The sequence below is a fragment of the Streptomyces sp. ME02-8801-2C genome (assembly GCF_033793965.1).
Taxonomy (GTDB): Bacteria; Actinomycetota; Actinomycetes; order Streptomycetales; family Streptomycetaceae; genus Streptomyces.
Genome location: NZ_JARAXP010000014.1, coordinates 124,137 through 136,683, shown reverse-complemented (window position 1 = coordinate 136,683; position 12,547 = coordinate 124,137). Strand labels below are relative to the sequence as shown.

Here is a 12,547-nt window from a genome sequence, read left to right as displayed (position 1 = left end):
TCCGTCCAGGTCAGGCCGGCGGCCGGAGCCAGCCGGTGACCGCCGTGAAGGCGCCCTTGCCCTTGTACGTGTAGAAGCGGTCCTGGTCGTTGCAGACGGCGGGCGAGTCGGCGTACTTGCCGCACTCCACCTTGGGCGCACCCATCACCACGGGGCCGGTGAACTTGGCGAGTCGGGCCGCGACGGCGGTCGGCGTCATCTTGTCTGCGCCCACTTCGTTCATGACCTTCGCGTAGGCGAGGACCGAACTCCAGGACACGGCGGCCCACACCTTGGCCTGGTCCTCCTTGCCCAGCCCGGCACTTGACGAGGCCTTCCGGTACGCCTCGGCGTCGGGGGCCGCGGTGTCGGTCGGCAGGGTCTGGGCGATGCCGTATGTCCACTGAGGGAGGTCGCCGCCGAGGCCCTGCGCCACGTCGGGCGACAGACAGACCGGCGTGGAGACCACCGGCTTGGTGCTGCCCAGTTGCTTGAGGGCCTTGGCGATGCCCACACAGCCCTGGCCGGCGGCGATCGGCACGATCACGTCGGCGCTCTGGCCGCCGGCGGCCGTCACCGGGCCGAGCAGGTCGGTGGCCTGTGCGTCGAAGCCGACGGACTTCACCTTGATGCCGACCTTCTCCATCGCCTCGCGAGCCGCCTGCGCCGCGACCTTGTCCGGTGGTGTGTTGGTGTGGACGATCGCGGCCGTCTTCGCGTGCAGCACGTCACGGCTGTAAGACCCCCACGGTCCCCACACGTGCGACAGGTCGCCGAAGACGATCGCGGTGTTCTTCGCCGTCGGAACGGAGGGGCCGGTGGCCACACTCACCAGGACGGGCTTCTTGCCCTTCAGTACCGAGTTGAAGGACTGGTCACCGACGAAGACATTGCCGAAGGCGACGGCGGACACCTCGGAGTCGTTCACCATCTCCTGTCCGCAGCGCTGGCCTTCCTCCTCCGCCGAGGCGATCTTGCAGACCCGGAGGGCCAGCGGGTGACCGCCGATCCCGCCGAGTTCCTTGTTGACGTAGTCCACGGCGGCCTGGGCGCCCCTGGTGGCCTCGGGGGCGCCGTTGGCCGTGCCCTCGACGTTCACCCAGCCGATGGTGACGGGCGCCAGGTCCTTCGTCGCGGCGCCGGCCTTCCCGCCCGTGTAGGCGAGGTAGTCGGTGACGCCCTTCTCCACGGATTCGCCCTTCGCGGCACCGGTCGCGGATGCCCCCGCTCCGGAGGACGGGCCGGAGTTCGTTTCGTGGGCCGCCCCGGCACACGCGGAAGTGAACAGAACCGCCCCGACAACCGGTGCGAGCCAGCGCCTGTCGACTCTTGGCGCTCTGCTGATCTGACATACTTTCGGACTCATAGCGGTCCTCTCTGGACAGCGCGAGGGACCTGCGCTCGGCCCCTTCACCGGCTATGAGGCGGAGTCTAAGTACTTTCTTAATTCGGCAGGAATGCGACAGGAGGCGCGGGTTTGAGGGAGAAATGGCGCGGCACGCCTACGTCATATGTCTCTCGGAAGCGTCCGGTGCACGCGGAAAATCGGCCCCGTCGCTGACGGAACCGATCTTCGCGGATAACGAAATGTAATTAGCTCCGAGTCATCGCGCCGACTGAATCTCGGCAACTGCTCAGAGGTACAGCTTTTTGTTGATGGGGATGCCGTTTTCTCGGCAGTGGGTTTCGTAGTGGTTGATGTACCACCACACGTCCAGTGTCTCGATGAAGCCGCCCTGGTCGTCGAAGAAGTCGATCGGTCCTTGCAGCCAGCCGAAGAGCTTCACGCCGTCGGGGTGGTCACTGACCAGGGTGTGCGACAGTCCTGGTGTCTCGAAGATGAAGCTGCCCGGTCCGGCGACCCAGTCGTATTCCAGGTAGCGGCAGCTGCCTTCCAGGCACACCATGACCACGGTCCCGCGGTGGTTGTGTGTGCCGATCACTCCCGGGCCCTTGATCCACAGGATGTTGCTGAAGGTGTTGCTCCGTACGTCGAACGCCAGATGGCGGATCGCGGCGTTGTCCCCGAAGGGGACCCAGGGGCTCTCCTCCTCCGACATCCCCACATGGGTGCCGTCCACCCCGTAGCGTTCGATCACGTCCCGGTACAGCTGCGGGGTGTGCACGATCTTGTACGCGGTCGACGGCGGCGCCGTCATTCCCGACTTCTCCGCCTTCTCCACCTCAGACATACGATGCCTCCTTGCATCCATCTGTTTTGAACGGGCCCCGTGCGGGCGCGGTGTCAGATGCCGCCGCAGGTACGACAGCCGGGCTGGTAGTTGTCGTGCGCCATGACCGAGTAGAGCGCCGGGCTGACGATCGCGCGCACGGCGAAACTGCTCGTGGGGCTGGACGGTTGTCTTGCGGTTGCCGCTGTTCGGCTCGCCCCACAGGACACGGACCTCGGCACCGAGCGGGGCACCCGGGGCGACGGTGGCCAGGCCCAGGGCCCTTTCGCTCCTTGGCGCTGTAACCGGTGAACAGCGACAGGCCGATGACGTTGTCGTCGGCGTCAAGCACGGAGTCGTAGTTGGACAAATAGTAGTTGGCGTCGGGCAGGTCGAAGAACTGGCAGCCGGGCCCCTCCGGGTCGACCGGAGAGGCGAGTAGCCAGGCCAGGTCCTCAGCGTTCCAGGCCAGGGTCACCTTGCGTCGCTGGGTCTTTGGGGCGATGGCCTCCAGTGCGTCCCGCCCGATGAAGTCGTGGTCGAACTTGACGAACCCTCCGTAGCCCAGCTCCCACGGGTTGGCGTTGCACGAGTATGCACGCGCGCCCGCCGGTTCCAGCCCGAACTCGACGCCGGCCTCCAGGATGGCGTCCCGCACCTTGTCATAGCTCTTGTACGGGCCCCAGAGCTCCAGGCCCGGGGCACCCGCCATGCCGTGGCGCAGGGTGCGGGCCCTCTCACCGACGATGTTCATGTGGTCCATGCGGAAGAAGCGCAGCTGCTCGACGGGACCGCCGTTGACATTCTCGATGACCTCCCACGCGCGGGGGCCCTGGATCTGGAAGCGCCACAGATCGCGGGGCACCTGCTTGCCGTAGGGCCGGGAAAGGGAGCGCGCGTCCACCCGCAGCTCGACGTCGTACTCCTTCTCGGCCTGGAAGACGAGCCTGTTGGCGACGAAAGCACGTCCAGCGTTGGTGAATTCCTGCTCCGCCTCGCGGAAGAGGATTCCGTCACCGATCACTCCTCCCTCTAGGGTGACCGGGAGGAACTGCTTGGCAGAGTTCACCGCGAACTTCGCGACACTGTTGATTCCGGTGTCGGAGATCAGCCGCAGTGCGTCGGGGCCTGTGGAGAAGAGGTTGACCATGCGGTGGGACTGGTCGAACAGCACGGCCGTCTCGTTCCAGGCTCGCACCTCCCGGCGGAAGTTCGTGAACTCCGACGGCACGACGGGGTAGATATGGGCACCCAGCTGCGAGTTGTACAGCAGCTCCACCGTGTTGCCTGCCTGATCCAGAACTTCCTGCAGGTTGTTGGCGCTCATGTGTTGTCCCGTTCATGCTCGACGCCGTTGGCGGTTGCCTCGGCGCCAAGTATCGTGACGAATCGAGAGGCGCGAATCGGGGGAATGGCTGGAGTGGACTACGTCATCCGACTCGGTTCAGCCGGTGGATCCGTCCCTCCAGGTACCGTCATCGGGCCGTCCCGCCGACCGGTCGGCCGCGCCGAGAGTCGCTGGGATGCGCATCCTCCGAACGATCACCGCGATGCGGTGGCGGTGCCGTGAGGCGGCACTTTGCGAGTGCGCGGTTCGACGATCTCCGTGCCCGTATGGCTTGGGAATCCCCGGCCTCGTTGAGGATCAGCAGGAGAGCGCCGACACGGCGGTGGCCGGGCTGTGCGTAGTCGGTATCGGCGTGGGCCATGTCATGCCCTTTCGTAGGAGAGACGGTCGGTAGTTGCGAGGGAGTCGTCAGGCGCTGCGGGCACTCGTACGGTCCTCGGGGGCGGGAGCGTCGATGTCGGCCGTGGACGGCTCGGGGAACGGTGTTTCCCGTGCGGCGGCCGCGCGTAGCCGCCCGCTGATCCACCAGGCCACGGCGTAGGGGATCACCAGCGCGATCCGGTAGCTGAAGGGCAGCAGCATGAAGGGGCCGAAGGTGAGATCGAAAACTGCGTGGCCGGCCATCAGGGGGATGAGGCGCCGGTAGCGCAGGTACAGCCAGACGTGGCCGGCACCGTAGAGGACCATGCCGATCGCGGGCAGTCCCATGTAGGCGTGGAAGAGGACTTCCAGGACGCAGACCAGGGTGCAGATCTCCCGGGCGGGCCGGTGCATGGCTGTCAGTAGGCGACCGTGGCCGCGACGATCACGACGTCTTCAATCGCCACGGTCCGTACGACGCTGAGGCCGAGGTTCGTGAGGCGGCTGACCCCGAGGGCGGACAGCTGGTCGCCCTTCATCACCGGCACGCCGTCGATACCGGTCCAGCGGACCAGCAGCGTCAGTGCAGTCGCGGAAAGGGCACCGAATCCGCAGGCGTAGAAGGCGTTTGTCGTGATCTTCCAGTCGTGGAGTCGCTGGGTGGCTGTGGCGGGAAGCCCGGTTCCCAGCGGGACGCCGTGGTCCCGGCACACCTCCAGGGCCAGCCACGCCACCACACACCCGAACACCGCCAGCCCCAGGTCAGCCCTCAAGACGCTGAGGGGGGTAGCGGCTGTGTACATGGCCGCGATGCCGCAGGTGACGGCGGCAGCGGCGCTGGAGCAGCCGCTGCCACTGGGTGACTTGGGCGAGCGTCGCGCGGGCGATCACCCGCCACGCGAGCCAGAAGAACACGATCACGGCAGCGACGACCTGGGCGACGACGAGCGCCAGGGCCGCGCGCCGCCCCCACGGCGCGCCGTACATGGCGCTCACCTTCGCCACCCCATTGGTCACAGGTACCAGGGAGGTGAGTAGCAGCAACCCGAACAGGTGCTTGCTCACACGGCGTTCCGCCAACCGCGGTAACGGGCCGACGAGTTCGATCCGGGGCGGGCCGACGGGTATCTCCAGGTCCTGCCAGCCCACGGCCAGGAGTACCCACTTGGCCCGTGCAGCGATGCGCGCGCTCATGCCGACTCCCCAGGGAGGAAGGCCGCGAAGGCGTCTGCGTCGTAGGCGGCAAGGTGCGCCCACGGATTGCTGCTGGAGCCGACTCGCGCGGTCTGCTGAGTCAGGTCGAACAGCAGGTGCAGCATGACGCCGGTGATGCGGCTGGCACGGCCGGGGCGGTGCTCGGCGTACCGCGAGACGATGTGGATGGCATCGGGCATTCGCAGAAGATCTTCCTTACGACTTGGTGTGGGCTGTGGGCTCTCTGGCCTCCCGGGCGGTTGCCGGGGGCGGAGGAGGCGCTACTCAGGGAGGTCCAATGGGCTGACCCAGGTGCCCAACGTGTCGGCGCCGCCACTTTCCAGAACGCGCTCTTGCCTGAGTGCCTTGAACGCCGCGTGGACGGTGAACGGGCTGACACCGAACTCCTCGGCGAGCAACGTGCCCGGGGGCAGGCGCTTCCCGCGCGAGTAGGTGCCGTCACCGATGCGCTCCAGGATCCCCCTCTCGACAAAAGGCCGGAGCCTTTCGCCGCTCGGCCTGTGCGCGGCGAGGCCTTTGACGGTGGGCCTCCCGGGCGGGCGAAGGACTCCCCCCTGATCAAGGATGTTGCGCACAGATCCGTACGAGCGGGCAATGACTTCGCTGATACCCCGGACGGTCCCGCCATCCTGGTACGACCGTATAACCAAGGCGCTGAACACCTCGGCCTCCTCGCCGGTCAGCCACGCGCCCGGGGGCCACGCAGGCGCCTCCTGCAACATCCGCCTCCACTCCGGGAGGGTGCCGGATGCCTCAGCGCGTTCGGTATCCGGTGGCGGCACGGGACCGACGGATTCCTCGGCTGCTCTCACAGGCGTGTCCTTCTCATGTGGGCTTCATCGGGGCCCCTTCGTTCCCCGGCCACCGTCAAGGCTCGGGGAACGAAGGGAAGTTGGTGCCCGCCACCGAGCGAGGAGTTGGGGCTCGTGCTCAGCGACGGGGCACGGGACCTGCGGACAGCAGTGGACTTCAGCGGGGCTGCCGCCCGCAGGGGTCATACAGAGGGAAGGGCGGGGCGCACCCGCGAGACGTCGGCGGCGAACTGCCGGGAACGGCGGCGGTGTTCAGGCGCGGAGAAGCCCACGCTCACGGTCGACGTCGGTGACCTGGCCGCGCTCTGCCGCGATCTCGATCTCGGCGGCACGGGTGTAGTGGTCGACCACGTCGGATCCGAACGTGAGCTGGGCGATGTAGCTCTCCCGGAAATCGGTCAGCGCCGGCGCGTCGTGCAGACCGTAAGTCTGCCTGGGTGAAACCGCCGCGGGACCGTGTGATCTGATGCTGATGTCGGTCGGCGAGCATGATTCGGGAGAGTCTCAAGGCCCAGGCTCGTGTTTTGCAGCACTGTGCAGGCCGTACGGCATTCTCTTTCCTCGTACCCGGCAGGCTCGTAAAAGCTTTGATGGTGTCCTCGGCGGGACGCCATTCCGCAAGAAGGTGCGCGAGCGCCCCCACCGCATCCGGGCTTGTTGGGTTCCCACAATCACCGGGGCGACCGTCCCTACGCCCCCCCGTCCTTGTGAGTCAGTCGACCTCAGGACCGGCGTCGGCCGCCATCAGCATGCGATCGAGCCGCCTTTTGCTCGAGCCGTCAATAGTCGGGCATGTTGCCTGCCATGTGCTGACGGGCCGTCAGGAAAGTCAGCATTGGGTCAGCATCAGTCCTGCCAAAGCTGCCCACAGATGCCCACACTTTGGAAACGCGGACTGCCTCGGATGCCCTCCGGGCGGCGGCATCCGACCCACCGCGCTGCCCGAGGCCACCGTTGCGGACGAGCGGATCGATGACCTCGCATTCCTGGGACCAGCGACCCGGATTTTCGCAGGTCAGCGCACCCGCCCCCGCGGTTTCAACGGCGTCGCCGGCAGCTCCGGTGCGTGCAGCGGGGCACCGTCGTAGCCCTTCACCTCGCCGAAGCGGGTTCCCTTCGCCCAGTCGTCGCGGGCCTGCACGATCTCGTCCTGGGACCGGCCGATGAAGTTCCACCACATGATCAGCTCCTCGTCGAACGGCTCGCCGCCCAGGAGCATCACGCTCGCGTCGGACGCCGCGCGCAGGGGGAGTTCGGTCCGGCCGCAGCCGAGGTAGAGCATCGAGCCCGGGAGAAGCGGCACGCCGTCGACGTGTACCTCGCCCGACATCGCCAGCACCCCGTACTCGAAGTCCGGTACGAGCGGCAGGCGTACGTCGGCGTCGGCGGTGAGGGTCAGGTCGGCGCCGACGATCGGGGTGTACGTCGTGCCGGGTGAGGTCGAGCCGTCGAGGTCGCCGAGGATCACGGTCGCCGTCATGCCGGGTGCCGTGACCGTGGGCAGGACGGCGTGGTGTTCGAAGTGGGGGTCGGTGTGGCGGTGGCCGTCCGGCAGGGCGACCCACAGCTGCGCCCCGTGCAGGAAGCGCGCGTGCGACCTGGGGCTCTCCTCGGAGTGGCTGATGGCCCGGCCGGAGGTCATGAGGCCCAGTTCGCGCGGGCGGATCGTCTGGAGGCTGCCGGTCGAGTCGCGGTGCAGTACCTCGCCCTCGTGCAGCCAGCTCACCGTCTGGAGGCCCATGTGGGGGTGCGGGGGCACCTGCATGCCGGGCTCATCAGCGATGTCGTCCGGCCCGTAGTGGTCGACGAAGGCCCACGCGGCGATCATCCGGCGGCCGAGGTTGGGCAGCAGCCGGCGTACTTCGGTGCCCTCGCCGAGCTTCACGCGCCGAGGGCTCAGCAGTTCGCGTACGGGTTCGGCGACGACGAATCCGCGGCCGCCACAGACGCTGGGGACGGGCGTGCGGTCAAGGTTGCTCATGGCGCACAACCTAGTCGGGGGCCATGCCCGTGCGCAGGGGGAGGGGCGCCCCCGGTTCCCTCAGGGGTCGGCTCGACGCCTCCCGTAGTTCGCCTGGTGAAATATAGTTCGTTTCGGATACCGTGTGCTGGGCCGCCACGGGCCGGCCCAGGCCCTCTGGGCGTGTCGTGGCGCGTCGGTCGTGAGGAGTAAATGATGAGCGCAGGTGAGTTTCCCGAGGTCGCCACCGTGGTGGGCGCGGTCGGCGGGCGTCGTGAAGGTGGCCTCTCGGTGTTCCGGGGGATTCCGTTCGCACAGCCCCCGGTCGGGGAGCTGCGGTTCGCGGCGCCACGGCCGGTGGACCGCTGGGACGGGGTGCGGGAGGCCTTCGCGTTCGGGCCGCCCCCTCCGCAGGAGGCGATGGGGCCCGACGCCTCGGCCCCCTCGCCCGCCTCACCCGGCGGGGACGACTGGCTGACCGTCAACGTCTGGACGCCCGACACGGATCCGGCGGCGCGTCGGCCGGTGCTGGTGTGGATCTACGGCGGCGCCTACAAGGCGGGTTCCGCCGACGACGCGAGCTACGACGGCGCCCGCCTCGCCCAGGACGGTGACGTCGTTGTGGTCACCCTCAACTACCGGGTCGGCATCGAGGGGTTCGCCCGGATCGAGGGCGCCCCGGCCAACCGAGGGCTCCTCGACCAGGTGGCCGCCCTGGAGTGGGTGCGGGAGAACATCACCGCGTTCGGCGGCGACCCCGACCGGGTCACCGTCTTCGGGGAGTCGGCGGGCGCCGGATCCATCGCCGCACTGCTGGTCATGCCGAGGGCGCGCGGGCTGTTCCGGCGGGCGATCGCACAGAGCGTGCCCGGCACTTACTTCTCGGACGCGCTCGCCGGGGACATCGCCGAGGCGCTGGCCGGTGAGCTCGGACTGCGTCCGACGGTCGCCGATCTGGCCGGTGTGGACCCGCGCAAGCTGCCCGAGGCGGGGGCCGCGCTCACTCTTCGGATGCGTGAGTACGTTGCGAGGTGGGGCGCCGTCGCCCTCACCCCGACCCCGTTCTCGCCCGTCGTCGACGGTGACGTGCTGCCCACCGCGCCCTGGGAGGCGCTCGCGGGCGGCGCCGCCCGCGACGTCGAACTGATCGTCGGACACACCCGGGACGAGTACCGTCTCTTCCTCATGTTCGGCGGGCTGCTCGGCCGTGTGGACGACGACATGGCGGCGGCGGTGCTGCGCGCGTTCGGCCCTGGACCCGACCCCGAGCAGGCGTACCGCGCAGCGTTCCCGGACGCCTCGGCGGAGTACCTCTTCGAACTCGTGCAGTCCGACTGGCTGTTCCGCATGCCGTCGCTGCATCTGGCCCAGGCCCAGGTGGCCGGCGGCGGCCGGGCCCATGTGTACGAGCTGACCTGGCCCGCCCCCGCGCTCGGCGGCGCCCTGGGCGCCTGCCACGGCCTGGACGTACCGCTGACCTTCGGTAACTTCGGCGACCTCGGGGCCGGCCTCGGCGGCATGCTGTTCGGGCCCACGCCGCCGCCCGGGACCGAGGAGCTGTCCGCCCGCTTCCGCGCCGCCTGGACCTCCTTCGCGGCGACGGGCGACCCGGGCTGGCCCGCGTACGACACCGGCCGGCGACTCACCCGGCTGCTCGACACCGAACCGGCCGTCGCCGCCTACCCGGAGGAGGAGTCCCGCCGCCTGTGGCAGGAGCACACGTTCGACACCCTGCGCCTGACAACCGAGTGACGGGGTAACGATGTGACGGGGTGACGGGGTGACGGGGTGACGGACCCAGTCCCCCCTATCGTGCCGCCAGCAGGCGCAGCACCCGGTCGGAGACCGGTGCCGGCAGGGCGCGCAGGGTCCGGACCAGCGCCGTTGTCTGCCAGGGGAAACAGGCCTGCGCCGGTTCCCGCTCCAGGGCGCGTACGACGTACCGGGCCGCGCGCTCCTGACTGACCTGGAACGGCTTGGGCAGGCCGTCCGTGTCCACCCGGTCCGTTCCCACGAACCCGGGGTGGATCGAGGTGAACCGGATGCCCTTGGGCGCCAGTTCGACCCGCGCAGCGTCGAGAAGGGTGCGTACGGCCGCCTTCGCCGCCGAGTACGGACCCTGGCGCGGGATGCCCATCAGCCCCGCGAGGGAGTTGGTGTGGGCGATCAGGCCGCCGTCCGGCTGCTCGCCCAACTGCCGGATCAGCGGGACCAGATAGTTGACGACGACGTCGTAGTTCAACGCCATGATCCGGGAGACGTCCGCCGTGCTCACCTGGTCCATCGCCATGTCCGGCCCCTGACCGGCGTTGAGCAGCGCGATGTCGACGGAGCCGAACTCCGCGACGGCCTCCGCCACGACCCCGGCCGCCGCCTCCGGGTCCAGGGCGTCGGCGGGGAGGGTGAGGCAGGCGCTGCCGGCGGCCCGTACCTCCTCGGCCACGGCGGCCAGTTCGGGGGCGCGCCGAGCCGTGAGGACGAGCCGGTTGCCCGCCGGGGCGAGCCGGCGGGCAACCGCGGCCCCGATCCCGGAGGAGGCGCCGACGATCAGGATCGTCCGGCCGGTGACGGTGGTGGCGGTGGCTGTCACAGGAAGTGGCGGCCCTCGCCGCGGTAGGTGGGCACGGTGTCGACCACCGCGCCGCCGCTGACCAGATGCAGATCGCCGATCCGCTCGCACAGCTCACCGGCCTTGGCGTGCCGCAGCCACACTCGGTCCCCGATGTTCAGCCCGCTCGCCGCCTTGCCCAGGAGCGGGGTCTGCACCTCCCCGAAGGACTCGGTGGCGGTGACCCGCAGCCCGGCGGGCCAGGCCAGGGTGGGCAGCCGGTCCTTGCCGAGCGGCCCGGACGCCACCCAGCCACCGCCGAGGAGCGTCGCGATCGACGCCGAGGGCCGGCGGACGACGGGCAGCACGAAGTACGCCGCCGGGACGGGCCGGAAGCTGCGGTAGAAGTCGAAGAGCCCCGGACCGTACAGGCCGGAGCCCGCCGCGAGTTCGGTGACGGAGTCCTCGCGGGTCGTGGTCTCCAGGCTGCCCGTGCCGCCGCCGTTGACGAACCGCAGCGGTGTCACGGCCCGTACGGCCGCCACCGCCGCCTCCCGGCGGTGGCTCAGCTCCTCGACGGACGTACGCTGCATCGCCCGGACCACGGCCCGCTTGACGGCGTTGCCGGGCACGTTGTCACCCAGACCGGCGACCTGACCCTCGTACCCCATGATGCCCGTGAGCTCGAAGCCCGGGCGGGACGCGACCTCGCGGGCGAACGCCGCCGCCTGCTGCGGGGTGTGCACCGGGGACCGGCGCGGACCCAGGTGGAGTCGGCCGCCCGCCAGTCGCAGGGCCGCGTCGAGTTCCAGGCACACCTGGATACGGGTCGAGCGCGGGCCGGTCGCGGCGTCGATCAGGTCGAGGTGCTCGACGCAGTCGACCATCAGGGTGATCCGGGACGCGAGCCGCTCGTCGGCGGCCAGGCGGCGCAGCGCCGTGCGGTCGGCGGTGGGGTAGCCGACGACGATGTCCTCGAACTCCTCGGCCAGCCACAGGGCTTCGGGCAGGGTGAAGCCGAGGATGCCGTCGAAGCCCGGGCGGTCCAGGGCGCGCCGGATGAGGGCGCGGGAGCGCAGCGACTTGCTGGCGAGCCGGATCGGCTTGCCGCCCGCACGGCGTTCCAGGTCACGGGCGTTGGCGTCGAAGGCGTCCAGGTCGATGACGCCGAAGGGCGGCTCCAGGCCGGCGGTCGCCGCGCGCAGCCCGTCGAAATGGCTCTGGGTCGTGGGATCCGAACCGGCTCTGGAAGCGGTGGTGTTGACGGTCATCGGTTGCTGTCTCCTTGCTCGGGTACTGCCGCGGGGGCCGGGACGAGGCCCGTGCTGCGGCGCTTGGCCATGGCCACCACCTTGGGGATCACGAAGCGCATCAGCCGGGGAAACACACCGGCGACCCGCTGCACGCGTCCACCGATGGCGGGGTGGACGACTTCGACCGGCTTCTTCTCGATGGCGTCGACGATCACCGAGGCGACCTTCTCGGGGGTGAGCGGCTTCTCGGCGAAGGTGATCACCGCGCTGGGGTCGGCCATCTCCTGCTCCAGCATGGGGGTCCGGGTGCCGGGCGGATGGACGATGCTGAAGGTCACCGGCCCGTCGCGTTCCTCGATGGCCACACTGTGGTGGAAGGCGCGCAGTCCGTGCTTGGTCGCGCCGTAGGTGGTGTAGCCGGGCAGCGGCAGGAACGAGGTCATGCTGCACACGGTGACGATGTGCCCGTGGCCCTGGGCCCGCATCCGGGTCAGGGCGGCCAGGATGCCGTTGATCGGGCCGAGCAGGTTCACCTCCACCATGTGGCGGTGCTCGGCCGGCGACAACTGGCGTGCGTAGCCGGTGTGGATGATCCCCGCGTTGTTGACGAGCACGTCGACCGGGCCGAGCCGGTCCCAGACGGCGTCGAAACTCGCGTCCCACGCGGCCTCGTCGCGGATGTCCAGCTCGAACGCGGCTGCGCCGGACCCGAGTTGACCGGCGATCCGGGTCGCACCGGCCAGGTCGATGTCGGCGAGGGCGACCCGGTGGCCGCGACGTACCGCCTCCCGCGCCGTCGCCGCGCCGATGCCGCTCGCGGCGCCGGTGATCAGGACGACGCTCACCGCGGACGCGCGCCGTCAGCGCCGGTGCGCGGGGGTCGCGCACCGTCCGATCGATG

Annotated in this window: 13 protein-coding genes; 1 reads left to right on the top strand and 12 read right to left on the bottom strand. The window is 69.6% G+C overall.

What is annotated here, in order from left to right; translation table 11 throughout:
* Positions 1-10 precede the first annotated feature (10 nt).
* From PV396_RS34970 to PV396_RS34930, 9 genes are all read right to left on the bottom strand, one after another.
* The gene (locus PV396_RS34970) at positions 11-1,168 is read right to left on the bottom strand and encodes an ABC transporter substrate-binding protein (RefSeq protein ID WP_319211594.1); all 1,158 of its coding nucleotides are present in this window, start codon (positions 1,166-1,168) and stop codon (positions 11-13) included.
* Positions 1,169-1,613: 445 nt separating this feature from the next.
* Positions 1,614-2,171 carry a 2,4'-dihydroxyacetophenone dioxygenase family protein gene (locus tag PV396_RS34965; RefSeq protein ID WP_319211592.1) on the bottom strand — a complete coding sequence of 186 codons (558 nt, stop codon included), beginning with the start codon at positions 2,169-2,171 and terminating at the stop codon, positions 1,614-1,616.
* Positions 2,164-3,477, bottom strand: coding sequence for an aminomethyl transferase family protein (locus PV396_RS34960; RefSeq protein ID WP_319211590.1), 1,314 nt, complete (start codon positions 3,475-3,477; stop codon positions 2,164-2,166). Before PV396_RS34960 ends, PV396_RS34965 begins: the two co-directional genes overlap by 8 nt.
* Before the next feature lie 429 nt (positions 3,478-3,906).
* Complete coding sequence (locus PV396_RS34955; RefSeq protein ID WP_319211588.1) at positions 3,907-4,272, bottom strand: hypothetical protein; 366 nt, start codon at positions 4,270-4,272, stop codon at positions 3,907-3,909.
* Positions 4,273-4,277: 5 nt separating this feature from the next.
* Positions 4,278-4,631, bottom strand: a complete 354-nt coding sequence (locus PV396_RS34950; RefSeq protein ID WP_319211586.1) for a hypothetical protein — start codon at positions 4,629-4,631, stop codon at positions 4,278-4,280.
* Positions 4,621-5,052 carry a hypothetical protein gene (locus PV396_RS34945; RefSeq protein WP_319211584.1) on the bottom strand — a complete coding sequence of 144 codons (432 nt, stop codon included), beginning with the start codon at positions 5,050-5,052 and terminating at the stop codon, positions 4,621-4,623. The genes PV396_RS34950 and PV396_RS34945 overlap by 11 nt, the downstream gene beginning before the upstream one ends.
* Positions 5,049-5,252, bottom strand: a complete 204-nt coding sequence (locus PV396_RS34940; RefSeq protein ID WP_319211582.1) for a hypothetical protein — start codon at positions 5,250-5,252, stop codon at positions 5,049-5,051. The genes PV396_RS34945 and PV396_RS34940 overlap by 4 nt, the downstream gene beginning before the upstream one ends.
* Positions 5,253-5,333: 81 nt before the next feature.
* Positions 5,334-5,885 (bottom strand): helix-turn-helix domain-containing protein, encoded by a 552-nt coding sequence (locus PV396_RS34935; protein WP_319211580.1) that lies wholly within the window; start codon positions 5,883-5,885, stop codon positions 5,334-5,336.
* A gap of 1,015 nt (positions 5,886-6,900) precedes the next feature.
* Entirely contained in the window at positions 6,901-7,866 is a 966-nt protein-coding gene (locus PV396_RS34930) for a pirin family protein (RefSeq protein ID WP_319211578.1), read from the bottom strand.
* A gap of 195 nt (positions 7,867-8,061) precedes the next feature.
* Here PV396_RS34930 and PV396_RS34925 point away from each other — a divergent pair, with 195 nt between their 5' ends.
* The gene (locus tag PV396_RS34925; protein ID WP_319211576.1) at positions 8,062-9,597 is read left to right on the top strand and encodes a carboxylesterase/lipase family protein; all 1,536 of its coding nucleotides are present in this window, start codon (positions 8,062-8,064) and stop codon (positions 9,595-9,597) included.
* Between the two features lie 55 nt (positions 9,598-9,652).
* On the opposite strand, the gene PV396_RS34920 is transcribed toward PV396_RS34925, so the two are convergent.
* The 3 genes from PV396_RS34920 to PV396_RS34910 are packed head-to-tail and all read right to left on the bottom strand — an operon-like array spanning position 9,653 to position 12,491.
* Positions 9,653-10,435 carry an SDR family NAD(P)-dependent oxidoreductase gene (locus PV396_RS34920; protein WP_319211574.1) on the bottom strand — a complete coding sequence of 261 codons (783 nt, stop codon included), beginning with the start codon at positions 10,433-10,435 and terminating at the stop codon, positions 9,653-9,655.
* Positions 10,432-11,664, bottom strand: coding sequence for an amino acid deaminase/aldolase (locus PV396_RS34915; RefSeq protein WP_319211572.1), 1,233 nt, complete (start codon positions 11,662-11,664; stop codon positions 10,432-10,434). The genes PV396_RS34920 and PV396_RS34915 overlap by 4 nt, the downstream gene beginning before the upstream one ends.
* On the bottom strand, positions 11,661-12,491 hold the full coding sequence (locus PV396_RS34910) for an SDR family oxidoreductase (RefSeq protein ID WP_319211570.1): 831 nt from the start codon (positions 12,489-12,491) through the stop codon (positions 11,661-11,663). Before PV396_RS34910 ends, PV396_RS34915 begins: the two co-directional genes overlap by 4 nt.
* Positions 12,492-12,547: the final 56 nt, after the last annotated feature.